The sequence below is a fragment of the Asticcacaulis sp. AC460 genome (genome assembly GCF_000495795.1).
GTDB lineage: Bacteria > Pseudomonadota > Alphaproteobacteria > Caulobacterales > Caulobacteraceae > Asticcacaulis.
The window spans coordinates 15676-41561 of the sequence record NZ_AWGD01000016.1 but is presented as its reverse complement, the minus strand read 5'-3'; the positions used below and the strand labels follow the sequence as shown (position 1 = coordinate 41561).

General features: G+C 60.0%; 23 protein-coding genes. 11 read left to right on the top strand and 12 right to left on the bottom strand.

Translation table 11 applies throughout. The features are described 5' to 3' along the window. Nucleotides 1-498, top strand: a complete 498-nt coding sequence (locus ABAC460_RS33705) for a hypothetical protein (RefSeq protein WP_023453075.1) — start codon at nt 1-3, stop codon at nt 496-498. A 157-nt stretch (nt 499-655) separates the two neighbouring features. After that, the gene (holA, locus tag ABAC460_RS33700; RefSeq protein ID WP_023453074.1) at nt 656-1705 is read left to right on the top strand and encodes a DNA polymerase III subunit delta; all 1050 of its coding nucleotides are present in this window, start codon (nt 656-658) and stop codon (nt 1703-1705) included. 181 nt (nt 1706-1886) lie between these two features. On the opposite strand, the gene ABAC460_RS33695 is transcribed toward holA, so the two are convergent. From ABAC460_RS33695 to hemE, 10 genes are all read right to left on the bottom strand, one after another. Then, on the bottom strand, nt 1887-2771 hold the full coding sequence (locus ABAC460_RS33695; RefSeq protein ID WP_031236663.1) for a ParB/RepB/Spo0J family partition protein: 885 nt from the start codon (nt 2769-2771) through the stop codon (nt 1887-1889). Nucleotides 2772-2793: 22 nt separating this feature from the next. Continuing rightward, nucleotides 2794-3582, bottom strand: coding sequence for a ParA family protein (locus ABAC460_RS33690; protein WP_031236662.1), 789 nt, complete (start codon nt 3580-3582; stop codon nt 2794-2796). 7 nt (nt 3583-3589) lie between these two features. Then, nucleotides 3590-4219, bottom strand: a complete 630-nt coding sequence (rsmG, locus tag ABAC460_RS33685; RefSeq protein WP_052012738.1) for a 16S rRNA (guanine(527)-N(7))-methyltransferase RsmG — start codon at nt 4217-4219, stop codon at nt 3590-3592. Nucleotides 4220-4227: 8 nt separating this feature from the next. Continuing rightward, nucleotides 4228-6096, bottom strand: coding sequence for a tRNA uridine-5-carboxymethylaminomethyl(34) synthesis enzyme MnmG (gene mnmG, locus ABAC460_RS33680; RefSeq protein ID WP_023453070.1), 1869 nt, complete (start codon nt 6094-6096; stop codon nt 4228-4230). Nucleotides 6097-6179: 83 nt separating this feature from the next. Next, nucleotides 6180-7520 carry a tRNA uridine-5-carboxymethylaminomethyl(34) synthesis GTPase MnmE gene (gene mnmE, locus ABAC460_RS33675; RefSeq protein WP_052012735.1) on the bottom strand — a complete coding sequence of 447 codons (1341 nt, stop codon included), beginning with the start codon at nt 7518-7520 and terminating at the stop codon, nt 6180-6182. A 3-nt stretch (nt 7521-7523) separates the two neighbouring features. Next, nucleotides 7524-7784, bottom strand: a complete 261-nt coding sequence (locus ABAC460_RS33670; protein WP_023453068.1) for a DUF6489 family protein — start codon at nt 7782-7784, stop codon at nt 7524-7526. Nucleotides 7785-7937: 153 nt separating this feature from the next. Next, nucleotides 7938-9320 carry a transcription termination factor Rho gene (gene rho / locus ABAC460_RS33665; protein ID WP_023453067.1) on the bottom strand — a complete coding sequence of 461 codons (1383 nt, stop codon included), beginning with the start codon at nt 9318-9320 and terminating at the stop codon, nt 7938-7940. Nucleotides 9321-9644: 324 nt separating this feature from the next. Further along, nucleotides 9645-10094, bottom strand: coding sequence for a CopD family protein (locus tag ABAC460_RS33660; protein WP_023453066.1), 450 nt, complete (start codon nt 10092-10094; stop codon nt 9645-9647). Next, nucleotides 10091-11119, bottom strand: coding sequence for a ferrochelatase (gene hemH, locus ABAC460_RS33655; protein ID WP_023453065.1), 1029 nt, complete (start codon nt 11117-11119; stop codon nt 10091-10093). Before hemH ends, ABAC460_RS33660 begins: the two co-directional genes overlap by 4 nt. Further along, on the bottom strand, nt 11119-12147 hold the full coding sequence (gene hemE / locus ABAC460_RS33650) for a uroporphyrinogen decarboxylase (protein WP_023453064.1): 1029 nt from the start codon (nt 12145-12147) through the stop codon (nt 11119-11121). Before hemE ends, hemH begins: the two co-directional genes overlap by 1 nt. Nucleotides 12148-12674: 527 nt before the next feature. Between hemE and ABAC460_RS33645 the strand changes: the two genes are divergently transcribed. From ABAC460_RS33645 to dnaQ, 5 genes are all read left to right on the top strand, one after another. Further along, complete coding sequence (locus ABAC460_RS33645; RefSeq protein ID WP_023453063.1) at nt 12675-13526, top strand: pyruvate, water dikinase regulatory protein; 852 nt, start codon at nt 12675-12677, stop codon at nt 13524-13526. Nucleotides 13527-13784: 258 nt separating this feature from the next. After that, on the top strand, nt 13785-14381 hold the full coding sequence (locus ABAC460_RS33640; protein ID WP_023453062.1) for a Maf family protein: 597 nt from the start codon (nt 13785-13787) through the stop codon (nt 14379-14381). After that, the gene (locus ABAC460_RS33635) at nt 14378-15232 is read left to right on the top strand and encodes a shikimate dehydrogenase family protein (protein WP_023453061.1); all 855 of its coding nucleotides are present in this window, start codon (nt 14378-14380) and stop codon (nt 15230-15232) included. Before ABAC460_RS33640 ends, ABAC460_RS33635 begins: the two co-directional genes overlap by 4 nt. After that, a complete protein-coding gene (gene coaE / locus ABAC460_RS33630) occupies nt 15229-15807 on the top strand; it encodes a dephospho-CoA kinase (protein WP_023453060.1) in 579 nt (192 codons plus the stop codon). The genes ABAC460_RS33635 and coaE overlap by 4 nt, the downstream gene beginning before the upstream one ends. 31 nt (nt 15808-15838) lie before the next feature. Further along, nucleotides 15839-16528, top strand: a complete 690-nt coding sequence (gene dnaQ / locus ABAC460_RS33625) for a DNA polymerase III subunit epsilon (protein ID WP_023453059.1) — start codon at nt 15839-15841, stop codon at nt 16526-16528. Nucleotides 16529-16670: 142 nt separating this feature from the next. Here dnaQ and secB read toward each other — a convergent pair whose 3' ends face one another. Beyond that, entirely contained in the window at nt 16671-17150 is a 480-nt protein-coding gene (gene secB, locus ABAC460_RS33620; protein ID WP_023453058.1) for a protein-export chaperone SecB, read from the bottom strand. 178 nt (nt 17151-17328) lie between these two features. Between secB and ABAC460_RS33615 the strand changes: the two genes are divergently transcribed. The 3 genes from ABAC460_RS33615 (at nt 17329) to ABAC460_RS33605 (ending at nt 19646) form a co-directional block, all read left to right on the top strand. Then, nucleotides 17329-17973 carry a Tim44/TimA family putative adaptor protein gene (locus ABAC460_RS33615; RefSeq protein ID WP_031236659.1) on the top strand — a complete coding sequence of 215 codons (645 nt, stop codon included), beginning with the start codon at nt 17329-17331 and terminating at the stop codon, nt 17971-17973. A gap of 52 nt (nt 17974-18025) precedes the next feature. Then, the gene (locus ABAC460_RS33610) at nt 18026-19186 is read left to right on the top strand and encodes an MltA domain-containing protein (RefSeq protein ID WP_023453056.1); all 1161 of its coding nucleotides are present in this window, start codon (nt 18026-18028) and stop codon (nt 19184-19186) included. 82 nt (nt 19187-19268) lie between these two features. Next, on the top strand, nt 19269-19646 hold the full coding sequence (locus ABAC460_RS33605; protein WP_023453055.1) for a GxxExxY protein: 378 nt from the start codon (nt 19269-19271) through the stop codon (nt 19644-19646). Nucleotides 19647-19745: 99 nt separating this feature from the next. Here ABAC460_RS33605 and ABAC460_RS33600 read toward each other — a convergent pair whose 3' ends face one another. Then, nucleotides 19746-20159, bottom strand: a complete 414-nt coding sequence (locus ABAC460_RS33600; protein ID WP_031236657.1) for an MAPEG family protein — start codon at nt 20157-20159, stop codon at nt 19746-19748. A gap of 445 nt (nt 20160-20604) precedes the next feature. Here ABAC460_RS33600 and ABAC460_RS33595 point away from each other — a divergent pair, with 445 nt between their 5' ends. Next, nucleotides 20605-25524, top strand: coding sequence for an NAD-glutamate dehydrogenase (locus ABAC460_RS33595; protein ID WP_023453053.1), 4920 nt, complete (start codon nt 20605-20607; stop codon nt 25522-25524). Nucleotides 25525-25886 lie beyond the last annotated feature (362 nt).

The following is a 25886-nucleotide window of genomic DNA, read 5'->3' as shown; positions in this document are numbered from 1 at the left end:
ATGCGAACTGCCCTGAAACTGTTGTGCCTCTGCGCTGTGGCGATCGCGCCCATAGTATTAACGGGCTGCGCCGGCTACACCCCGCTCTATGCCGAGCGGGTCACCGTCAACATGGCGCAGATCGGCCTCGAAGTCCCGCAAACCCGGACCGGCTACTTCCTGGAGCAGGACCTGCGCAACGGCTTCGGCGCCGACGACGTCTCGCCCAAGCTCTACAAGCTGACAGTCACCATGACCGAGCGGCACTATTCGATCGGCTACCGCATCGATGAGACCTCGACCCGGTCGGAAATCACCAGCAGCGTCAGCTACGTCCTGACGGATACCCGCAACAACAAGCGCCTGACCCGCGGCAACTTCAGCGAGACTGTGACGTTCAACACCAGCCAGTCGCCCTTCGTCGGCGTCGTCTCACAGCAGGATGCTCAGGAACGCATTGCCAATGCGATATCGGACAGAATCCAGGCTGATCTCGCCCTCTACTTCCACGGAAAGTAAGGGCCTCCGGCAGGCAGGGTGCGAAGCACCCTGCACCCATATAATCCCTAATCTGGCTTTACCTTTCTTTGCCCACCCCGTTTACGGGGAGGGTGGCGCGAAGCGCCGGGCGGGGCCCTTGCATAAGAGGCAAGATCAACGGTCATTGATATAAGCCATGAAACTCGTCAAAAAACCCGAGATCGATGCCTTCTTCAAGAACCCGCCGAGTCATGTGCTGGGCGTGGTCATCTATGGCAAAGACCGAAGCCAGGTCATCGAGCGGTCGACAAATCTCGCCAAAAAGATCGTTCCCGACATCAACGATCCGTTCAACGTCTCGCTCCTGACCGACACGGACGTCGACGGCGATCCCGCCAAGCTCGAAGGCGAACTCCAGGCCCTGTCCATGATGGGCGGCCGCCGGCTCGTCAGGCTTAAATTCTTTACCGAAAAGGCGGCGCTCGACAAGGCCGTCGCCGCCACGGTCAAGCAACACGCTGCCGGCGACTACAACAAGGAAGCCTTCCTCATTATCGAGGCCGGCGGCCTCGGCGGTGACTCGGCCCTGCGCCGGCTGGCCGACGCCGACAAGGCCCTCGTCAGCATTGCCTGCTACGAAGACGAAACCGGCGACATCATCCGCATGGCCCGCGAAGCCTTTGCCGCCAATGGCGTGTCCCTCACCACCGGCGCCATGGACATCTTCGCCCAGCGCCTGCCCAAGGAACGCGGCATCGCCCATCAGGAAATCGAACGCCTGATCCTGTTTATCGGTCCCAATTCGCACAAGACCCTGGAGGAACGTGAACTTCAGGACTTCCTCGGTGTCGAACCCGAAGCCTCCCTGTTCAAGGCCGCCCAGGACGCTTTCGGTGGCCGCATGAAAGCTGCCCAGGCCGGTCTTCGCCGCGCCTTTGCGGAGGGCGAAACCGGACCCGACGCCATGCGCGCCCTCTCCGGCCACTATAACAAGGTCAAGCTGCTCAAAAGCCATATGGGCAGGATGGGCAGCAAGGAAGCCGCAAAAGCCGCTGGCGTCTTCTGGAAGGACGAAGCCGACATGCTGCGCCAGGCCCAGGCCTGGAGCTTCGACCTGTTGGACCCGTTAGCCGCCGACCTGATCGAAGGCGACAAGCAATGCAAGTCGACCGGCATGCCCGACCTTCTGATCGCCGAGCGCCTCTACCTACAAATCGCCGGCAAAGCCAACCGCGCCGGTCTGTAAAAATCAACAGCATTTGGTATTACAAACTCCCTCCTCTCCACACAGTGGGGAGGTGCCGGCGAAGCCGGCGGAGGGGTATCTTCCTGTCAAAAAACGAGGCTCTCTCTAACGAATCTGACGGCCTCTCACCCGACCATCACAACCAAATTCGCCACAAACACCGTTCTTTAAAAATTCTGAATTATTTCATCAACTTACGACAAATCTCGTCCAGCTGTTCGAGCGTTTTATAACTCAAACGCAGCTCTCCCTTGCCACCGGCGTCACTCAACTTGACCTGAAGACCCAGAGCCTCCTGAAGATCCTGCTCAAGCGACAGAATGTCGGCATTGACCACAGGCCGCATCCTGACCGATTTGTCCTCAACCTTATCCTCATCCCGCACCAAAGCCTCGGCCTGCCGAACCGACAGACCCTTCTCGATGATCGCCCGCGCCAGCACTTCCGGGTTCTGCGCCGTGATCAAGGTCCGGGCATGACCGGCACTCATCCGGCCCTCCAACACATGGTCCTGGATCAACGGCGGCAAGGTCAGTAACCGCAACGTATTGGCAATGTGCGACCGCGACTTGCCAACCACCTGAGCCAGGGCATCCTGGGTCCGCCCAAAACGCTCCATCAGAACCTTGTACGCCCGCGACTCTTCCATCGGGTTCAAATCAGCGCGTTGGACGTTTTCGATAATGCCGACTTCCAGCACTTCCAGGTCGTTCAGTTCACGGATGATGACCGGCACAGTATGCAAGCCAGCCTTCTGGGCCGCCCGCCAGCGGCGCTCCCCGGCGATGATCTGGTACTTCCCGGGCTGACCCGGGGCCGACCGGACCAGGATCGGCTGCAACACACCCTTCTCGCGGATCGAGTTCGACAGCTCCTCGATCTCAGATTCACCGAACACGCGGCGCGGCTGATCCGGGTTACGAACCAGCAGTTCGATCGGCTGTTCGAGACTGTTGCGACCACCTTCAGCAGCCTTTTCGGCCGGTGCTTCCGCTGTCGCCACCACCACCGGATCGCCCAGCAAGGCGGACAGTCCGCGACCCAAACCTCTATTCTTTTCAGACATTTAGCTTCCTTTTAGGCCGTCTTTATGCGGCCTGGGGCTTGCGCGTCTTTTCGCGCGTCACCAGCTCCTTGGCCAGCTTGATATAGGCTTGGCTACCCGAGCAGCGGACGTCATAAATCAGGGCCGGCTTGCCGAAAGACGGCGCTTCCGAGACACGGACATTACGCGGTATGACCGTGTCATACACGAGATGACCGAAGTGCTGCCGCACGTCCTTTTCGACATGGCCACTCAACGCGTTGCGCTTGTCGAACATGGTCAGGACGATGCCCTGCAAGTTCAGACGCGGATTGAGCGACCCGCGCACCAGGTCGATGGTCCGCATCAGCTGGCTCAGACCTTCCAGGGCGAAGAACTCGCACTGCAGCGGCACCAGCACAGCATCGGCCGCGCTCATGGCGTTGACCGTCAGCAGGTTCAGCGACGGCGGGCAGTCGATCAGGACATAGTCATAGACCGGCTTGTCGCCCAACCCCTGCAATGCGTCGCGCAAACGATAGGAACGGCGCTCGGCATGGCCCAGTTCGATTTCGACACCCGACAGGTCCGGGTCGGACGGCAAAAGAGATAATCCGGGTACGGAGGTTTTCACCGCCGCCTCGCCGATCGGACGCTGGTCGACGATGACGTCGTACAGCGAGCTTTCGCGATCGACCTTGGGTACACCCAGACCGGTCGAAGCATTGCCCTGCGGGTCCAGGTCGACCAGCAAAACCCGCATGCCGATCGCGGCCAGGGCCGTGCCGAGATTGATGGCCGTCGTCGTCTTGCCTACGCCACCCTTCTGGTTGGCGATGGCGAGGACACGCATGGTCTTCTCATCTTGTTCGGACACGTTGTAACCCTTGTATATGGACGACTCGTCCGCGTGGATCGGACAGGGACTCACTCTGTTCTACCTGAAAACGCCAAGCCTTGCCAGCTTCGCGCAGTTCTTCCCCCACGTTTTCCCCCTTTAAAAACCAAGCATCGGCGCCGTTGTGGATAAAGCGCTCAGCAAAGCCCAGCAGTTTGGTCATCGGGGCACAGGCCCTGGCCGTCACCACCTCGACCTTCAGGTCCAGGTTCTCGGCGCGGTCATTGATCACGACCGCCGGCAAGGCCAGGTCGCTGACGACCTCCTCCAGAAAACGGCAGCGCTTGGCCAGGGAGTCCACCAGATACACAGTCGCAGTTTCCGCGAAGTGTTTCAGCAGGATCGCCAGCACCACACCAGGGAACCCTGCCCCTGCCCCCAGGTCGGCCCAGCTTCGCGCCTGCGGCCTATGATTCAGCAATTGCGCGCTGTCCAAAACATGGCGCGACCAATAGTGCGGGATGGTCAAAGGGCCAACGAGGTTCATCACCTCATTCTTGTCAGCCACCATCTGGCCGAAGGCCGCGAGGTCGTCCAGGGCCCCCTGTTTCACGTGAAACACGAGTCGGGCCGCCATCTCGGCGGGCGTCATCGGCGCGCTCATGCCGTGCGCTTGGTGTGGTTGCGGACGTAGAACAGCAGGGTCGTCAAAGCGCCCTGGGTGATGCCCTCAATGCGTCCCGCCTGACCCAGCGTCTGCGGCCGAATACGGTTCAATTTTTCCCGTGCCTCATTCGACAAGCCAACGATCGCCATGTAATCCAAATCCGTCGGCAGAGCCAGGTTCTCGTCCTTGCGGAAGGTTTCGATCTCGGCCTTCTGACGCCCCATATAGCCGGCATAGAGGGCGTCGATTTCGACCTGCTCGTACAAGGCCTCGGGCCATGCCGAAATCTCGGGCCACAGGGCTTCGAGTTTTTCACGTGAACAGCTATCATAGGCCATAAGCTGCGTCACATTGCGGCGCTGCCCGTCGCCATTAACCTGGATGCCCTGAGCCAGAGCATCCTTCGGTCCGGCATTCAGTTCAGCGGACCGTTGCCGAATAGCCGCCAAAGCATCGCGCTTATCGCCCCAGGCAGCCTGACGGCGGGCACCCACAACTCCGATAGCGACACCCTTATCGGTCAGGCGCTGATCGGCATTGTCCGCCCGCAGGCTGAGGCGGAACTCGGCCCGGCTGGTGAACATACGATAGGGTTCGGTGACGCCACGTGTAATCAGGTCGTCGATCATGACACCAATATAGGCTTCGTCGCGGCCGAGGATCACCGGCATCTGTCCGCCCGCACGGGCGGCGGCGTTCAGGCCGGCCATCAGCCCTTGAGCGCCAGCCTCTTCATAGCCAGTCGTGCCATTGATTTGGCCGGCCAGGAACAGACCCGGCAGACGCTTGAGCTCCAGGGTCGGGGTCAGTTCACGTGGATCGACATAGTCGTATTCGATAGCATAGGCGTAACGTTTGACGACCACGTCTTCCAGCCCGACGATGGTGCGCAGAAAGGCTTCTTGCGTCGCTTCGGAGACGCTGGTCGAAATACCGTTCGGATAGACGGTGTCATCGTCATAACCCTCCGGTTCCAGGAAAATCTGGTGTGAGGTCTTGTCCGCGAACTTGACGACCTTGTCTTCGATCGACGGACAATAACGCGGGCCACGGCCGGCGATGTGGCCACCATAAACAGCCGATTCCTGCAGGCGATCAGCAATAATGCGGTGGGTTTCGGCGTTGGTATAGGTGATGCCGCAGGCGATCTGCTCGCGTTCGATCGACGGCGTCAGGTAGGAAAATGGGGTGATCGGGTTGTCACCCAGCTGTTGTTCCAGCCGGTCCCAGTGAATGGTCTTGCCGTCGAGACGCGCCGGCGTTCCGGTTTTCAGCCGGCCCATGTCGAGTTGCAGATCATACAGACGTTGCCCCAGGCCGTTGGCCGGCTGATCGCCCCACCGACCGGCCGGGGTGCGTTTGTCACCGATATGGATGAGTCCACGTAAAAACGTTCCGGTCGTGAGAACGATGGCCTTGGCGAGATAGCGCTGACCGGCGCCGTCGATGGCTCCACAGACGACGCCATTATCCAGGATCAGGTCTTCGACGGCGGCTTCTATAATGGTCAGGTTTTCGGTTGCTGACAGTTCGGCCTGGACGGCTTGGCGGTAAAGCTTACGGTCGATCTGGGCGCGGGGACCGCGCACGGCCGGGCCTTTCGAGCGGTTCAGCACCTTGAACTGCATGCCGGCCTGGTCGGCCATGCGGCCCATAATGCCATCCAAGGCGTCAATTTCACGTACCAGATGGCCCTTGCCCAGGCCACCGATGGCCGGATTGCATGACATTTCGCCCAGCGTGTCGAAGCGGTGGGTCAGCAGAAGCGTCTTGGCGCCCATTCGCGCGGAAGCGGTCGCGGCTTCACAGCCGGCATGTCCGCCGCCCACGACGATCACGTCCCACAGGGTTTGTTCAGTCATATCGATATCCGGAAATTCAGGATGCGCCCTATAGCAGATAAGGGCCGCCGGGTCGAATCGCTATTTGCGATGTTTCACGTGAATCATTTGCCGATACAGAAGGTCGAGAAGACGACATCGAGCACATCTTCAACATCGTAGCGGCCGAACAGGGCTTCGAAGCTGTTGATACCGGCGCGGACATGTTCCGCTGTCAGTTCGGGAACGCGCATTCGGGTCAGACGTGCCTGGTCGAGATGATCGACGGCCTCTTGTAGACGTTCGGTGTGACGCGCCCGGGTCGCCGCCGGGAAGGTCTGGACCGATAGACGTTCGGTGACGATGTTTTCGATCGCCGCGACGAGGTCGGCGACGCCCTGCCCTGTCTCGACGCTGACCTTAAACAACTGTGTTTCACGTGAAACAGAGAGGTTCGAGAAAGACTCGTATAGATTGTCAGAACCCTGATCAATCTTGTTAAAGGCGATCAGGTCCCTTGCCCTCGGTTCAACCCCCTCGAGTCCGGACGCGGACGAATCGATCACCCACAGGCGCAGGTCGGCTTCGTCCCCCTTGGCGCGGGCGCGGCGGATACCTTCTTGTTCGACCACCTCGTCGGTTTCGCGCAGGCCAGCCGTATCGTACAGCAGGACAGAATAAGGCCCGATGCGCAGTTGTGCCTCGATGACATCGCGTGTCGTGCCGGCGATCGGTGTAACGATGGCGGTTTCGGCTTTCAGCAGCGCATTGAACAGGCTCGACTTACCAGCATTCGGTTCGCCCAGAATGACGATGCGAAAGCCTTCACGAATCTGGCGTCCGCGTTTGGCATCGGCAATGGCGGCCTCGAGCGAGGCTTGAATCGCGGCGATGCGATCCAGGATGGAGTCGACCAACTCCCCAGGCAGGTCTTCGTCGGGGAAGTCGATATAGACTTCAATCCGCGCCAGGATTTCGACCAGGGCCGCGTGCCACGCTTCGTACTGGACCTTGAGCCCTCCCCCCATCTGGGTCAGGGCCTGGCGCCTTTGGGCTTCGGATTCGGCGTCGACCAGGTCGGTGATCGCTTCGGCCTGGGTCAGGTCAAGCTTGCCGTTTTCCAGGGCGCGGCGGGAGAACTCACCTGGCTGCGCGAGGCGCAAACCGAAATCGGTGAGGATTGCGTAGAGCCTATCGAGAATAGCGCGTGAACCATGGACGTGCAGTTCGACACAGTCCTCGCCGGTGAAACTGTTGGGGCCTTGGAAATAGACTACCACCGCTTCGTCGATCAGTTCGCCGTCGTGGATCAGCGGCGTAAAGACAGCTCGGCGCGGTGGCACGGATTTGCCGGTCAGGCGCTTCAGCGCCGGCACCGCTTCGGGGCCGGACAGGCGGATAATCGACACGCCGGCGCGACCCTGGGCGCTGGCCAAGGCGAAGATGGTTTGATTCACGTGAAACACGGCCTACTTGGTGTCCTTGGCGCCGAAGGAATTCATGGATGCCTGAGCCGCCGACTGCATCAGTTTGAAGAACTGGTCCTGGGCGGTGACCCCCAGGCTCGACCAGTTCTTGATCATCTCTTCAGGCTTCATGGAGTGGATATTCTGTTCCATGCGCTGCTTCATGGCCGAGATCATGTAGTCGTTCAGCGGTTCAACGTCGGGCAGGCCGAGAAAAGCGCGGGCTTCCTGAGGGGAGCATTCGACATTGACCGTGACCTTCATGCTGGACTCCGAAGCAGGTTCATAAAAGCATCAACCCGATATGAGCCTGTCATACCGGGTTGGCAAGGGGTTTGAGATTTTGTCGGGCTTTAAGCGCCCTCCTCACCACGAAGTGGGGAGGTGTCGGCGAAGCCGACGGAGGGGTAACTTTCCTTAGGTATTCATCGACTGGAAGAATTCCGCATTGCTCTTGGTCTGGCGCAGCTTGTCGATCAGGAACTCGATCGCGTCCTGGGCGCCCATCGGGTTCAGGATGCGGCGCAGGACATAGGTCTTCTGAAGGTTCGACTTGTCGGTGAGCAGATCTTCCTTGCGGGTCCCCGACTTGAGCACGTCCATGGCCGGGAAGACACGCTTGTCGGCGACCTTGCGGTCCAGCACGATTTCCGAGTTGCCGGTGCCCTTGAACTCTTCGAAGATGACTTCGTCCATACGCGAGCCGGTGTCGATCAGGGCGGTGGCGATGATGGTCAGCGAACCGCCTTCTTCGATGTTACGCGCGGCGCCGAAGAAGCGCTTGGGGCGTTGCAGGGCGTTGGCGTCGACACCGCCGGTCAGGACCTTGCCCGATGACGGCACGACGGTGTTGTAGGCGCGGCCCAGGCGGGTGATGGAGTCGAGCAGGATGACGACGTCGCGTTTGTGTTCAACCAGGCGCTTGGCCTTTTCGATGACCATTTCGGCGACCTGGACGTGGCGGGTGGCCGGCTCATCGAAGGTCGAGGAGATGACTTCGCCGCGGACGGTGCGCTGCATGTCGGTGACTTCTTCCGGACGTTCGTCGATGAGGAGAACGATCAAGTAGCAGTCTGGGTGGTTGGCGGCGACGGACTTGGCGATGTTTTGCAGCATCACGGTCTTGCCGACGCGCGGCGGGGCGACGATGAGGCAGCGCTGGCCTTTGCCGAGCGGGGCGACGATGTCGATGATGCGGCCGGAGCGGTCTTTGAGGGTAGGGTCTTCGATTTCCATCCACAGACGCTGCTCCGGATAGAGCGGCGTCAGGTTGTCGAAGTGGACCTTGTGACGGATGTTTTCCGGGTCTTCGAAGTTGATGGTCTGAATCTTGAGAAGAGCGAAGTAACGTTCGCCTTCACGCGGCGAGCGGATGGGTCCTTCGACGGTGTCGCCGGTGCGCAGGCCATGACGGCGGATTTGCAGGGGCGAAACGTAGATGTCGTCGGGGCCGGGCAGGTAGTTGGCTTCGGGGGAGCGCAGGAAGCCGAAGCCGTCCTGGAGGACTTCGATGACGCCGGAGCCGGTGATTTCGACGCCATCTTCGGCCAGGGCCTTGAGGACGGCGAACATCAGGTCCTGCTTGCGCAGGTTGGAGGCGTTTTCGATGCCGAGGCCTTCAGCGAAGGTGACCAGGTCGGTGGGGGATTTGTCCTTAAGGGTCTGGAGCGACATTTTCTGTCCGCTCAACGGACCGGGGCCGTCTTCGTCCTGATCGTCGGAATCGTTGTCGTTTTCGGTGTCCTGGTCCTCAGTTGTGAGGTCCAGTTCGGGCAGTTCATTTTCGTTGTCTTGTGACATGAGGTCTCTCTTACGATGGACGCGTAGAACGGCCCACGGCGGTTCTGCCGTTGGCGTTTGACGAGTCCCCTAGCCCTTTTTGACGTAACGTATGGAAAAGGCTGATAAATTTGAGTTGAGAAGGCGAGTCCACAGAACGTGGTGCCTGATGGAGCGTTTTGTGCGCGTTGAAGCGGCGCTCGTCAAGAATAATGTTTCGGGGCGTGGGGTCTGCGACCCCACATCTTTTCTTAAAATCTTTCTGCTGATCGGCCCTCTGGGGCCATACAGCAGAAAGATATTAGGAAGGCTGGGGCCGAGGGCCCCAGACCCCGAAACATATCCTTAGAAGGTCCACTCCATCGTGACCGAAATCACCATCACCAGCGCCAGCAGGATCGGCAGTTCATTGATCATGCGCCAGAACTTTTCGGTGCCGATGTCCTGGCCGGCCTGAAGCTTCTTGAAGCGCGCGGCGAGGAAATGGTGATAGCCGGTGAGGATCACAACCCCGATCAATTTAACATCCAGCCAAGGTTGGGCAAACAGGCCCCATCCATGCCACGTATAATGAAAATACAGCATCCAGCAGCCAAATATCCACGCCAGGATCATGGCCGGATTCATGATGATCCGCAGCAGGTTGCGTTCCATAACGGAGAACACGCTGGTTACGGTCGGCTCAGCACCGTGCTTGATGTGATAGATAAACAGCCGCGGCAGGTACAACAGTCCGGCCATCCAGGCGATCACGGCAACAATGTGCAGCCCACGGGCCAGTTCAAACCATTTCATGCCGCCCTCTTCTTCGGGCAGAATTTGTGACACTTGGCACAGTCATGATCGCCAATCACAGGACCAACCGCCCCCAGTGCCTTCATGACCTCGGCACCCAGTGCCTGGATCAGCCCCTTATTCGTCCGCAGTGCCGGTACGCGGCGGTAGACGTGCACACCCGCCTTTTCCGCCAGCTCGGCATATTCGATGTCCAGTTCAACCAGGGTCTCGATATGCTCGGACACGAAAGCGATCGGGATCAGCATGACCGCCTTGCCATCTCGGCCGGCTGCCTGAATGGTATCATCCGTCGACGGCCCGATCCACTTCAACGGTCCGACACGGCTCTGATAACAGATGACGTGGTCGATATCCCCAAGCTGGGCCATAATCCTGGCCACTGATGACTCGACCTGCTCCTGGTAAGGATCACCGTTCTTGATGATCTTTTCCGGCAAGCCATGCGCCGAAAACAACAGCCGGACATTCGATGTATCCCCGACCTTGCTCTTCAGCCATTCCCGGATCAGCAGGACATGGGCTTCGACGAAGTGGTCGTTGTCCGAATAGCAACAGACATATTTGACCGGTGCCTTGCCGCGCCAGGCCTTCTTGAAGGCTTCAAACCCCGACAGGGTGGTCGTCGACGAAAACTGCGGATACAGCGGCAAAACCACCACCTCGTCCGGTTTCCAATGCTCGATCTCCTTGACCGAGTTTTCGATGAACGGATGCCAGTAGCGCATGCCGATAAACACCTTGGCCTCGATGCCGGCGCCCTTGTTCAGGTGCTTTTCCAACGCAACGGCCTGGTCGCGCGTCTCGGACAGGATCGGCGACCCGCCACCCATCAAGGCGTAATTCTTCTTCGCCATCGGCGCGCGCCGGCTGGAAATCACCGACGCCAGTCCCTGCCGTATCCCCCAAGGCAGATCGATGATGCGACGATCGGCGAACAGATTGTACAGAAAGCCCTGAACATCGGCCTGTTTTTCCGGGCCACCCAGGTTGAACACCAACACCGCAACGCGTTTAGCCGTCATTACAAACCCCGGATACGTTTTAACGCCTGCTCGACATGGGCGATCGGCGTGTCTGGGAAGATGCCGTGACCCAGATTGAAGATCAAGGGCCCCTGCCCCCAGGCTTCGAGAATCCGATCGATCGCTGCATCCAAAGCCGCACCGCCCGATCGCAACACTACAGGGTCCAGAGCTCCCTGGATCGGCCGGATCTTCTGCAGTTCAGCCCCCAGAGCCAGCGGCGTCGCCGTCCCCAGAGCCATGGCCTCGATCGTCACGGCCTGGGCATAGTCCAGGCACCGGGCTTCGGCGCCGCGGGGAAAACCGATGATCGGCAGGGTTACACCCAACTCCCGCACCCGATGGATCAGGCGAATATGCGGCTGTGTCACCAACAGGTCGAAATACGGATCGGGAAACCCTTCCGCCCAGCTTTCGAAAATCTTGAGCACCTGCGCGCCCTGGTCGGCCTGGACCTTCAGATACTGGGCCGAAGCTTCGATCACGATATCGATCAGGCTAAGCACGGTCGCTGGATCGTCATAGACGAACGCCCGGATCAGACTGCGGTCATGGGCCTTTCGCCCGTTCAGCATATAGGTCATGACCGTCCACGGCCCGCCGCAAAATCCGATCAGGGTCGTCGCTTCAGTCAGTCCGGCCTTCACGCGGGCGACGGTCTCACCGACATTCTTCAAAGCTTCACCGGCAAATGGGGCCTTGTCGCGCATCGCTTCTAACGATGGCAATTCGCCCAGCACGGGGCCTTCGCCGGCGGCAAAGGTGAGATCCTGACCCAGGGCCAGGGGGATCATCAGAATATCGGAAAACAGGATGGCGGCATCGAAGCCGAACCGCCGAATCGGCTGAAGCGTCGCCTCGGCGGCCTTTTCCGGATTGAGACAGAAATCGACAAAGCCCGAGGTCGTCGCCCGCAGTTCGCGGTATTCCGGCAGGTAGCGCCCGGCCTGACGCATGAACCATACCGGCGGCGGCGTTACCGTCTCGCCGTCCAGAACCCGGATGATGGATGGCTTACCTGCCTGCATGGAGTCAATCCTCGGACGTATCATCCGTCCTCATGACTTAAACCTTATAAAAAGAAAAGAGATTGAAGAGGTTTATTGTGCCGTGGACAGGGTGAAAAAGTGTCGCAGATTTCGCCTGATTCACGAGTCTTTCACAGGCGGTGCACGTCGGGATGATTCGATTCCCACAGCCTGTGGGAAGTGCGGATAATTTACCAAATCTTTATACTGATTAAGAAATCCTTAACCCCATCGTCGAATTGAGTCTGAATGGTTAATGATTGGTTAAGACATCCACACCCTGCGGATTATGATTAATACATTTTTAACACATTGGACGGAATCGGGACGAAACAGGTGGTTTTGCACCCCCATCCCCAACGCACCTGCGAGAAAGCCGGCATAACGGGAATCACCAACAATCCGCACACATCTGTCCACGGATTCCGTTCACAGTTATATTTATCGCATCACTGTGACAGCTATGTGAAACGGAAGAACAAAGTTTTCCGAAGACAGGCCGTCGCGAATGCGCTTAAGGAATCGCCATGTCCCTGACTCCGCAAAAAATCGGCACCTATTTCCACGTCCATCTGATTTCGGACTCGACGGGTGAGACTTTGAATGCCCTGGCCAAGGCCGCCGCGGCACGTTTCGAAGGTATTTTGCCGATCGAGCATCTGTATGTGCTGATCCGGTCGGAAAAGCAGATGGCGCGATCGCTGCTGGAGATCGAAAGCTTTCCGGGCATTGTGTTGCACACCATTATCGATCCGGAACTGCGCAACATGTTGGAAATGCGTTGCCGCGAGCTGGATATTCCGTCGATCGGCGTGCTGGATCCGCTGGTGGTGGCGTTTTCACGCCATCTGGGCGCCGCGGTGTCGAAACGTGTCGGCGCCCAGCATAATCTCGACAACGAATATTTCGAACGCATCGAGGCGCTGAACTACGCCATCGCCCATGATGACGGCGCCATGGCGGACAAGCTGAGGCAGGCCGATGTCGTTCTGGTTGGCGTGTCGCGGACGTCAAAGACCCCCACCTGCATCTACCTGGCGCACCGGGGCATCAAGGCGGCCAATATCCCTCTGGTGCCGGGTAGAGATCCGCCGAATGAACTGGATGAACTGGATATCCCGCTGATTGTCGGCCTGATCGCTTCGCCGGAACGGCTGGTGTCGATCCGCAAGAACCGGCTGCTGACCCTGAACGACGACCGGCCCTCGACCTATACCGATACCGATGCCGTCCGCGAGGAAATCATTCGCGCCCGCCGGCTGTTCGAGCGTAAGGAATGGCCGGTGATCGATGTGACCCGGCGGTCGATCGAAGAAACTTCTGCGACGATCATCAGCCTGTTGAACGAAAAGCGGACAGGCAGGTTAGGCGGGATTTAAGGGTTTTTGCGGGGGTCGCAGACCCCTGCACCCCATAACCAGACAGCGTTTATCGATATCCACCTGAAAATCCAGGACACAGTTGTCCTGGATTTTCAGGTGGATATAGGTAAGTGCAATCGAGTAATGGAGTGCAGGGGTCGCCTGTCGCATGGCTCCAGGCGTTCGGCGCGGAAATCGAGCCACTGGCTCGATTTCATCCGATTTGCCCGCCATGCGGCAAATCGGCGCTTCTCACCCCCTGCGAAAGACCTTTCAATGCCCCCTTCCCTGATCCTTGCTTCTGGTTCCGCCTCCCGTGCCGCCCTGCTTACCGGCGCGGGCATTTCCTTCACCAAAATTCCGGCCGACCTTGACGAAGATGCCATCAAGGACGACGGCCTGGCGCGCGGCATGAGCCCCAAGGCGATTGCTCTGAAACTGGCCGAAGCCAAGGCGCTGCACGTTTCGGCGCGAAATCCCGGCCTGGTCCTGGGCGGCGATCAGGTGCTGCAGCTCGAAAAAGACCTGATCAGCAAGTCGCATACGATGGATGACGCCCGCGACCTGCTGAAACGGATGAGTGGTAAAACCCACTATCTCCACGGCGGCCTGGCCCTGGCGGAAGGCGGCCATATCGTCTGGTCGACGGTCGAATCGGCCGAAATGCATGTCCGCCGCCTTTCCGACGACTATATTGACGGCTATCTCGAACGCGCCGGAGACAAGATCCTGAGCAGCGTCGGTTGCTACCAGCTGGAAGGCGAAGGCGTGCACCTGTTCGAAGCCATCCGCGGTGACTATTTCACCGTCCTGGGCCTATCCCTCTTCCCTCTCCTCGCCCAGCTTCGCCATATGAGGATCGTGCCGGCATGATCGATATCCAGTCCCTGCCCACCGGTGCGGCCCGTATCGCCGCCGTGGTCGGCCAGCCCATCCACCATTCGCTGAGTCCGTTCCTGCACAATGCCTGGCTGCGCGACCTGAAGCTGAACGGCATTTATGCCGCTTTCGGGCCCAAGGACGAGCGCGGCTTCGACCGGCTGATCCTGTCGTGCCGCAGCAATGGCATCAAGGGTTTGAACGTCACCGCCCCCTTCAAGGAACAGGCGCTCGCGCTCTCCGACACCGTCGCCGAATCGGCGCGGGCCTGCGGTTCGGCTAATCTGCTGACCTTTGATGACGACGGCCAGGTCCATGCCCAGAGCACCGACGGCCACGGCCTGGTCCGCGCTTTCGAACTGCAGGCACCGAATTGTGACCTCAGCGCCGGACCGGTGGTCATCATGGGCGCCGGCGGGGCCTCGCGCGCCGCCATAGCTGCCCTTCTCGATGCCGGCGTGCCGGAAGTGCGCATCGTCAACCGCACCCTGGCGCGCGCCGAAGAACTGGTCTTCGCCTTCCCGGGCGACAAGGTCACCGCCTTCGACCTGACCCAGGTCGATCGCGCCTTTTCCGGCGCGGTGGCCGTGATCAACGCGGCTTCGGGCGGTCCCCTGCCCCTGTTCGACGCCCTGGATACAGCCGCGACCATTATGGACATGACCTACCGGCCACTACGCACGAACTGGCTGGCGGCCGCCGCTGAACGCGGCCTGACGACGGTCGATGGCTTGAACATGCTGATCGAGCAGGCGCGGCCGTCGTTCGAAGCCTTCTACGGCGTTGTACCCAACCCGGTTTTCGATATCCGCAGCCTGGCCCTGACCTATCTGGGTGAGGCATGATAAAACTTGGCTTGACCGGCTCGATCGGCATGGGCAAGTCGACCATAGCCGACATGTTCGAAGCCGAAGGCGTGACCGTCTGGGATGCCGATGAAGCCGTCCACCGGCTTTATGCCGAGTCCGAACCGCTGAAAGCCGCCCTCACCCAGGCTTTCGGCGACGTCCTGACCGATAAGGCCGTCGACCGCGCCAAATTGTCGGCGGCGTTGAAAGGCCGGTTCGATGAACTGAACGCCCTGGTCCACCCGGCGACGGTGGCCGATCGTGAAGCTTTCCTGGCAAGACACGCCGGCACCGCCCTGGTCGTGGCCGATATCCCCCTGCTGTATGAAACCGGCGCCGAAACCACGCTCGACAAGGTTCTGGTCGTCAGCGCCCCGGCCGAAATCCAGGCCCAGCGCGTCTTGAAACGCCCGGGCATGACGGCGGAAAAGTTCGCCGCCATCCTGGCGCGTCAGATGCCGGACGCCGAAAAACGCCGCCGCGCCGACTTCGTTATCGACACCTCGCAAAGTTTGGACGTCTGCCGCGAAGAGGTGCGAAAAATCATCGCTCGCCTGAGCGGCGACTCTTGAATTCCGGCGGCAATCAACCGCATATTCGGCCATGGCTTTAGAAATCGTCCTCGACACCGAAACCACCGGCATTGACCACCGTAAGGGTCACCGTCTGATCGAAGTCGGCTGCATCGAGATCGAAGACCTGCTGCCGACGGGCCGGACCTTCCATCACTATGTCGATCCGGAACGCGAGATCGAGCCCGACGCCATCCGCGTCCACGGTATCAGCAATGAGAAGGTCCGCGGCAAACCCAAGTTCGGCCAGATCGCCGACGAGCTGTGCGACTTTATCGGCGACAAGCGTATCATCGCTCACAATGCGGCTTTCGACCGCGGCTTTATCAATATGGAGATGACGCGGCTGAGCCGGGTCTGTCATCCGGACGACCAGTGGATCGATACGCTGGAGCTGGCGCGGCACAAGTTTCCCGGCATGGCCAATTCGCTGGATGCCCTGTGCCGGCGGTTCAATATTTCGCTGGCAGAACGTGACCTGCACGGCGCCCTGATCGACGCCCGGCTTCTGGCCAGTGTCTATCTGGAACTACTGGGCGGCAAGGAACGCGGCCTGGACCTGGAAATGGCGTCAGCGCGGATCGAGGCGGTTCAGGTCGCCAATCCGATCACCTATGGCGCCCGGCCGCGACCCCTTGCCTCACGGATAACAACCGGTGAGGCTGCGGCGCATGAGGCCTTCGTTGCCAAGTACCTGAAAGACAAGTCTTTGTGGAAATGAAAAAGCCCGGTGGAAACACCGGGCTTTAGAACATTATGGGAGGGGCTTTTCTACTGACGGTAAAGCCCCTCCCACCGCTTCGCGGTCCCCCCTCCCCGTAAACGGGGCGGGAGAAGAAAGCTAAACCCATTCCGCTCTAGTATCAGGCCTGACCGGCTGCGGCCTGGTTCTGCAGCTGGGCACGTTGCTGGGCGTAGAGGGCGCCGAAATCGATCGGCTCCAGGAAGAACGGCGGGACGAAACCACCGTCGGCCGTGACGTCAGCGATGACGCGGCGGGCGAACGGGAACAGGTAGCGCGGGCATTCGACCAGCAGGGTCGGCTCCATCAGCTCGGCCGGGATGCCAGCCAGCTGGAACAGGCCGCCATAAACCAGCTCGATGTTGAACATCGGACCGTCCGGCGTGGTCGCCTTGACGTTCAGCTTGAGGTCGACTTCGAACAAACCGTCTTCGCGGCCGCGCGCGCTCATCTCGACACCCAGGTCGATCTCGGGCCGCGATTCCATGCGCAGGGAATTGGGCGCGCGCGGGTTTTCAAACGAAAAATCGCGAATGAACTGCGCAATGATCTGCATGTTGGGGACCGGCGGCGTACCGGGCGTGACAGGGGTTTCGGTCATTAAAAGTGGACTCCGGAGGTTGCGCCGGATGACTTTGGCGCAAAGGTGGACACGCCCCTATCAGATAAGATTGTCTTAGGCAACGAAACGAACAGTTCCCATTCACCATTCTTATCCTATATATGAGGTAATTGATCGCTTCTCAGTCGATTGCAAAAGAGATTCCGTCGTGGACAACATGGTCGCCCTCATCATTTTCGGTATCGTCGCCGTAGTGATTTTGTTTCAGCTCTATAACGTGCTGGGCCGTAAGGTGGGGTTCCGCGCCGAAGACAAACCGGTGACCGTCAAGGGTGACGACTTCGGCGATCTCAGTGCGAAGGCCGATAAACCACCGGAAACCTCACGCATGCCCAATCTTGAGATGTTGAAGACCCGCGACGCCAATTTCAATGAGTTGAATTTCCTGGAGAAGGCGCGCGAATCCTATGAACAGGTCGTCATCGCCTTCCACAAGGGCGAGCTGAACACCGTCAAGGACAAGCTGTCGGATGCGGTTTATGGCGTCTTCGCCAAGGCCCTGGTTGACCGCGCGGCGCCGGAAGAGACCCTGAGCTTTGTCGATCAGCCCAAGGCCGATATCGATCATATCGATTTCAAGGACGAGGTCGCCCAGATCCGCGTCCGCTTCCTGTCGGAGCTGGTCTATGAAAAGACCGATGCGGTGGTGGAAAGCGATGAGACAGCTGTGCCGGCGACCAAGGACAAGCCCAAGGTTCACCGCACCCATAAGCGGACCGCGGAATTCTGGACCTTCCAGAAGGGCATGAAGGTGCCCAACAGCCCGTGGCTGCTGACCAAGGTCGAAGCCGCAAAGGCTTGACCCTATTGGGCGATCAGCCCAATGTGCCCGCGTTTTGATGACGGAGGGTTGAATGTTCAGGAAAATCGGTATCGGCCTGGGACTTGCCTCTGCCCTGCTCGTCTCTGCCTGCGTTGAAACACCCAAAACGCCGCCCGTGGTGACCCCACCCGTTGTTGAGCCGGTTCCGCCGGTCAAGCCGCCTGTGACGCCTGTGGAAAATCCGGTACTGGCCGACAAGCGCCTGGACACCCTGCCCGGCTGGGCCGGCAGCGACGCCTTTATCGCGCTGGAAGCGTTGCGCGCCACCTGTCTTTACAAGGCGGGCCGGCAATATGCCGCGATCTGTGCCGACTTGGCCGATGAAGAGTTCAATTCTCCGGCCGATATCAAGGCTTTCCTGATCACCCGCTTCCAGGTCGAGGCAGTTCCGGGCGAAGGTATGCTGACCGGCTATTATGTGCCGGATTACCAAGCCGAATATGTGCCGACGACCGAATTTTCCCAACCGGTGCGGCCCAAACCCGATGACCTGGTGGTCATTCCTGGGTCGCAACTGACTCCGCCATCGACGGCGGTCAAGATCGCGGCGCGCAAGGTCGGCGACAAGTACGTCCCCTACTACAGCCGGGCTGAAATCGAGCTGATGCCGGCGACGACCAGCTATTATATGCGGCCGGAAGACTATTTCTTCATGCAGTTGCAGGGCTCGGCGTTTCTGACGACGCCGGATGGCAAGACGGTCTATTCGGCCTATGCCGCCGATAATGGCCGGCCGTTCGTCGGCATCGCCAAGCCGATGCAGGAGCGCGGCTACCTGGCGCCGAACCAGACCTCGGGCGACAATATCCACAAATGGCTGGCCGAGCATCGCGGTCCGGAGGCGACCGAGGTGATGAACCTCAATCCGCGTTACGGGTTTTTCGTGATCCAGCCAGACCGGACGTCGCCTGTGGGCGCGTCGGGGTTGTCGCTGCCGCCGGGTTCGGCTGTCGCGGTCGATCCGAGTCTGAATCCGCTGGGGGACCTGTTCTGGATCGATGCCAATGCCGGGACTCTGGTGGATGCGTTTCCGGTCTATCAGCGGATGGTGTCGGCTTTGGATACGGGCGGGGCGATCAAGGGTCAGATACGGGCGGATCTGTATGTCGGCCATGGCGCCAAGGCAGGCACGGAAGCCGGGCGGATCAAGCATAAGCTGAAGATGTGGCGGATCGTGCCGTTTGAGAATTAATTGGCTTGGGCTGGTGGAATTAAACCACGGAAGGCACTGAAACGCCGCTGCGCGACGGCACGAAAGACACGGAATTCATGATGTGACTGGGCTTTTGTTTGAAAACGAGGCTTACGCCATCCGCGGAGCGGTATTCGATGTTTACCGCGAAATGGGTTGTGGGTTTTTGGAAGCGGTTTACCAGGATTGTTTGGAGCGGGAGTTTCTTTCGAGGAACATACCCTTCGTGATGCAGCCATCGCTAAGCCTCACCTATAAAGGTCAGTTATTGCCGAGGACCTACGCACCCGATTTTCTTTGCTACGGGCAAATCATTGTCGAATTGAAGTCGGTTGAATGCCTGGTTGAGCAACATCGAGCCCAGGTCCTCAATTATTTAAGGGCCTCCGGCCTTAAGTTGGCACTGCTGGTTAATTTCGGAACCTATCCTAAGGCGCAGATCGAAAGATTGGTTGTCTGAATTAAGGTGGCTGAGTCTGCTACGCGAAATTTCAGTGTCTTTCTGTGTCGCCGCGCAGCGGCGTTTCAGTGCCTTCCGTGGTAAAATTCCACAGCAAAGTCAGAATATATTGAACACCAGCCGGATGGTTTGCAGGCACAGCAGGCCCAGGACGCCCGAGCTGGCGATAAACATGCAGAACCGCACCACCGCTTCGTTCCACGTCGCCTGGACGATAGAGTGGATCACCCGCAAGGCCACATACAGCCACGCCAGATATTCCAGGTCCGGGCTGTTCAGGCCGTAGATATAGATGCCCAGGCACAGGGCATAGAACAGGGTCGGCTGTTCCAGCAGGTTGTTGTAATTGTCCGCCGGCCATTGCGCCTGAGGAGGCAGGCTGCGCGCTGCATCGCGGGCCCGCAGGTCGGGCTCGGTCACCGCATAACGCCACAAAGCCGGCAGCCGCCTGACGTAAAGCCAGACAAGCATGACCATCGACCAGGCAATAAGGGCGAGAACAGGCTGTATCATGCCGTTCATGCTAAACGGGAATGGTGAAAATACTGTTGCTCAAGCTACTGAAAATAATGAATTTTTCCTCAACAAAACCTTGCCGGATGGTTAAAGAAACTCACATAACTGTGATACGCCCTGCACTGGTGACTCACCCGGCGAAATGGTAAAAATCGCCCATTGAGACGTGCCTCTCTCACGGCTCATACGCCGGAATCCGGGCGATCCCAGACCGAAGCCGGTGGAGCGACACGAAACAAGCTGAGGCCGTGTTTTTCCCCATAGAAGACGGTTCAGCTTCCAAGGCCGCCAACCCTGAACAGGTTGGCGGCCTTTCGTTTCTACAGAAACTATATGGTGACTCGCAAATCGGCTTTTGTTAAACAATCCGCGCCACAATACGGCCCGACCGATCATAAAAAACGGGTGATTAATCCGCTACCGTCGGGCGAAGGGAATAGTCATGGACGAACTCACCACGGCCGGCATATCCGGCGATGCCCTCCACACCGTCAAGGACGCCCTGACCCGGGGCTTTGTCTCCGCCACCGGTCACCGCGACTTCTTAAGGTTACCCGACGGGGAAAAGGCGTTCCTGACCCAGGTCCTGGAGGATTTCGATCCGGAAGAGCTGCCCGGCCTGGATACGGCGGCGCTGAACGCGATCATCGCCGGTTTCTGGTTGTTCGGCGAAACCCGCGCCCACGGCACCGAGACCCTGCGCCGCATTCGTCCGGTGACGACCGCGGCCGGGGAGGGGACAGCTTACGACCTGGTCGAGATTGTCCAGAGCGACTCGCCGTTCATCGTCGAAACCGTCATGGGCGAACTGATCGATCAGGGGGTTTCGATCCGCTCCATGTTCCATCCGGTGGTGACCGCCACCCGTGACGGTAACGGCCGGCGGGCGGCGAATGGTACAGCGCACAAGGAATCGATGATGCTAATCGTCATCGAGCGCCAGTCGGCCGACCGCCACAAGGCCATCCTCGGCGGCATCGATGCCAGCCTGCACGATCTGAAACTGGCCGTTCTCGATTTTCCGCGCATGCAGAAGCTGCTCGCCGAGGAAATCGCCACCCTGGAAAAGCTGCGCGACGACAAGACGATCAAGGTCGATGCCGACGTCCTGGCTGAAAACCTGGCCTTCCTGCATTGGGTCGACGAGAACCATTTCGTCTTCCTGGGCGCGCGCGGCTACACCTATCCGCGCAGCGACGACGGCGCCTATGTCCAGGAACAGCCGATGAACCAGCTGCAGGAGGGCTTCGGCGTCCTGCGCGATCCGAACCGCCAGATCCTGCGCCGCAGTTCCGAGCCGGCCGTACTCAGCGCCCAGATCCTGCACCAGCTGGAAAACTCCGAACCGGTGACGGTGGCCAAGGCCAATATCAAGTCGCGCGTCCATCGCCGCGTCTATATGGACTATGTCGGCATCAAGCGGTATGGCGCCGATGGCAAGCCGTCGGGCGAGGTCCGCTTTGTCGGCCTGTTCACCAGCGAAGCCTATGACCGCCCAGCCTTCGAAGTGCCGCTGATCCGGCGCAAGGCCCAGCATGTCCTGCACGAAGCCTCGGTCATGGGGCTGCAGGGCGGCTATAACGAAAAGCGGCTGAAGAACATCGTCGAGACCTATCCGCGCGACGAACTGTTCCAGATGACCGAAGACGAGCTGCTGCGGACGGCGCGGGGCATCCTGCACCTTAGCGATCGTCCGCGGGTCAAGCTGTTCACGCGCAAGGACCCGTTCGATCGCTTTATCTCGGTGATGCTGTATATTCCGCGCGAAATCTATCAGTCGCAGATGCAAATCAAGGCCGGTGAAATCCTGGCCGCCGCCTATCTGGGGCGCGTGTCGGCTTCCTACCCCTATATCAACGACTCGCTGCTGTCGTGCATCCACTATATTATCGGCGTTACGCCGGGCGATCACTTCGACCCGGATATTGCCGACCTGGAAGCCGATATCGAGAACATCACCCGGTCATGGCCGCAGAAGCTGGTCGCCCTGGTCGAAGAGTCCGGCGTCACCGAGCGTACTCCGCTGCCGGCGGGTCTGAGCTGGAGCGGTTTGAACTGGGATGACTGGGCGGCCGCCTTCCCGGTGGGGTACCAGGAGCGCTTCGACCTGAATGAGGCGGTGATCGACACGGCTTATCTGGCAGGTTTGTCGCCGGAAGCGCCGGTCAATGTTCGCGCCTATCAGCGTCTCGAAGACCTCGAATCGATCTTCTGCTTCAAGCTCTATACCCGCGCCGACCGTGCCATACCCTTAAGCGATATCCTGCCGGTTCTGGACCAGATGGGTCTGAAGACGCTGGAAGAATACGGCTTCAACGTCAAATCCTGGGCCCTGGGCTGCCTGTGGGTGCATGAGTTCATCATCCAGTTCGCGCCGGGCAACCGCGCCGAGTTCGGTGATTTCGCCCGCGAGTTCCAGCAGATCATCCTGGCCCTGTGGTATCGCAAGACCGAAAGCGACGGTTTCAACGCCCTGACCATTAATGGCGCGTCGTGGCGTGAGATTGCCCTGCTGCGCGCCCTGTGCCGGTATCGCGTCCAGTCGGGCCTGGACCCGTCGCCGGAAGTTCAGCAGGCGGCGCTGCGGGAAAACCCCGATGTCGCCGAAGCCCTGCTGCACCTGTTCAATCTGAAATTCTCGCCCGACCTGAAAGAGGTCAAGCAGCGTGAGCCGCTGGTGACCGAGGCCGGCGCCCAGATCGAAGCCCTGTTGCAAAAAGTGGCCAGCCTGGATCATGACCGGGTTTTGCGCCGGCTCTATCTGCTGCTGAACGCCACGCGCCGGACCAACTATTTCCAGACCGACGACAAGGGTCAGTCGAAAACCTATATCTCGTTCAAGGTGGCGTCGCGCGAACTGGCCGACCTGCCCGAACCCAAGCCCTATCGCGAAATCTTCGTCTGGTCGCCGCGGGTTGAAGGGGTGCATTTGCGCTTCGGGCCGGTGGCGCGCGGTGGCCTGCGCTGGTCCGACCGCAAGGAAGATTTCCGCACCGAGGTGCTGGGCCTGGTCAAGGCGCAGCAGGTCAAGAACGCGGTCATCGTGCCGGTCGGTTCGAAGGGCGGTTTCTTTCCGAAATTCCTGCCGCGGCCGGGTTCGCCCAATGCCACGCCGGACAATATCCGCAATGAGGGCATCAAGGCCTATAAGGTCTTCCTGTCAGGCCTGCTGGACCTGACCGACAATCTCGACGCCAAGGGCAAGATCGTGCCGCCGTCGCAGGTGGTGGCCTGGGACGATCCCGATCCGTATCTGGTCGTGGCGGCCGACAAGGGTACCGCGACCTTTTCTGACATCGCCAACGGTGTTGCCGGCGACTATGGCTTCTGGCTGGGCGATGCTTTCGCTTCGGGCGGCAGCGTCGGCTACGACCACAAGGCCATGGGGATTACGGCGCGCGGCGCCTGGGAAGCGGTCAAGCGCCACTTCCGTGAGCTGGGCAAGGATATCCAGGCAGAAGACTTTACGGTCGCCGGCGTCGGCGACATGTCGGGCGATGTCTTCGGCAACGGCATGCTGCTGTCGCCGCATATCAAGCTGGTGGCGGCCTTCGACCACCGCGACATCTTCCTGGATCCCAATCCAGATACGGCCAAATCGTTTGCCGAGCGCCAACGGATGTTCGCCCTGCCGCGGTCGTCGTGGCAGGACTATGACAAGGCCTTGATTTCGCAGGGTGGCGGGGTGTTCTCGCGCGGTCAGAAGTCGATCCCGTTGTCGGCCGAGGTCAAGGCAATGCTGGACGTGACGGCGGATACGGTGACGCCGTTCGAGCTGATGAACGCCATCCTGAAGGCGCGGGTCGAGCTGCTCTATTTCGGTGGCATCGGCACCTATGTGAAATCGCCGGCCCAGAGCCATGTCGATGTCGGCGATAAGGCCAACGATGCCCTGCGTATTGACGGGACCGAGGTTCGCGCCAAGGTGATCGGGGAGGGCGCCAACCTGGCCCTGACCCAGGCCGGGCGGATTGCCTGCGCCGAGGCCGGGGTGCGGCTGAACACCGACGCCATCGACAATTCGGCCGGCGTCGACTGTTCCGACCACGAGGTCAATATCAAGATCTTGCTGGGCCAGTTGACCGCCACAGGTCGGATGACGATCGAGGCGCGCAACAAGCTGCTGGCCGAGATGACCGATGAGGTCGCGTCGCATGTCTTGAAGCACAATTATGACCAGACCCTGGCCCTGACGTTACAGGAAGCCACGGCGGCGGATGATAACGCCAATGCCCAGGCCTTCATGTCGGCGCTGGAAAAGCGCGGACGGCTGGACCGTAAGGTCGAGGGCCTGCCGTCGAATTCGGCTTTGGAGGTTCGCCGCGGCCAGGGCAGGGGGTTGACCCGGCCGGAGCAGGCCGTGGTCATGGCCTATGGCAAGTTGGTGCTGTTCGACGACATCGTGGCGTCTGGTGCGCCGGATGATGCCGATCTGGAGCCGGTGCTGATCGATTATTTCCCGGATGCGCTGCATGGCTATGCGGCGGATATCCGCAAGCACCGTCTGCATCGTGAGATTATCGCGACGGTGCTGGCCAATGACATCGTCAATGTGACGGGGCCAAGTTTCCCGACGCGGGTGATGAAGGGCGCCGGTGTCGATGCCGAGGCGTTCGTTTATGCCTTTGCGGCGGCGCGGAAGCTGTTCGGGATTCCGGCCCTGTGGGCGGAGGTGTCGGCCTTGGACGCCAAGGTGCCGGCGGCGGCTCAGACGGGGTTGTATCGTGATTTGTCGGGCTTTGTCCGGCGCCAGACCTACTGGATCGCGCGGCGGTTCTCGCAGACGCCGGGGTCTCTGGAGACGCGGGTCAAGCCCTATGCCGAGGGCGTGGCGCAGGTTCTGGCCCAGGGTGCTGCGGTTTTGAGCGATGTGGTCAAGGCCCGGCTGGAAGCGCGGGTCGCCGAGCTGACCGGGCAGGGGGCGCCGGAGGAGCTGGCCCGCCGTATTGCCTTGTTGGGCGTCTTCCACCATGCGGTGGACGTGATCGATCTGGCTTCGAGCCCGAAGAAGCCGTTGGACAAGACGGTGGAGCTGTATTTCCTGACCGGAGACCGGTTCGGCTTCGATCGGCTGACGGAAGGGGCGGGGTCCTTGACCAGCGCCGATCCGTGGGACCGCATGGCCACCCGGCGCTTGATCGAGGATGTGCTTACGGAACAGAAGTTGGTGGTCAAGGCGATGATGTCGCGGATGTCGCCGTCGGAGACGCCTCAGCAGATCATCGAAACCTGGGAAGGCGAGAATGCCGCCATGGTGCAGTCTTTGCAGTCGATGATCGCGGATATGCAGACGGGCGGCTGGAGTTTTGCCAAGCTGACGATCGTGAACGCCGTGCTGCGGGAATGGGTCGGGAAGTTGTAGCTATGGCCGGTAAGGGCCGGTAGAATCAAACGACGGAACACACGGACAGGAACGGAAAGAAGCGGAATTCCGGTTGGCCGATCTCCCGCGCGAAGCGCTTTCATGACAATGTGTGACAAGGTCGCGCTTGACGTGTTGAAGTCCTGAATTCCGTGACTTCCGTGTACGCCGCCATCGGCGGCGCTTCAGTGTTTTCCGTGTTCGTCTTAAAAGCCTCCGGTTTGTCTGAGGCTTTTAAGACGAACACGGATCACACGGAAGCCGCTACGCGGCGACACTGAAAACACGGAATTCAGGGCGTGGAGCCAGAGCGCAAAAGCTCATGGCCTCTGGGAATGAAGGCGCTTCGCGCGGGAGATCGG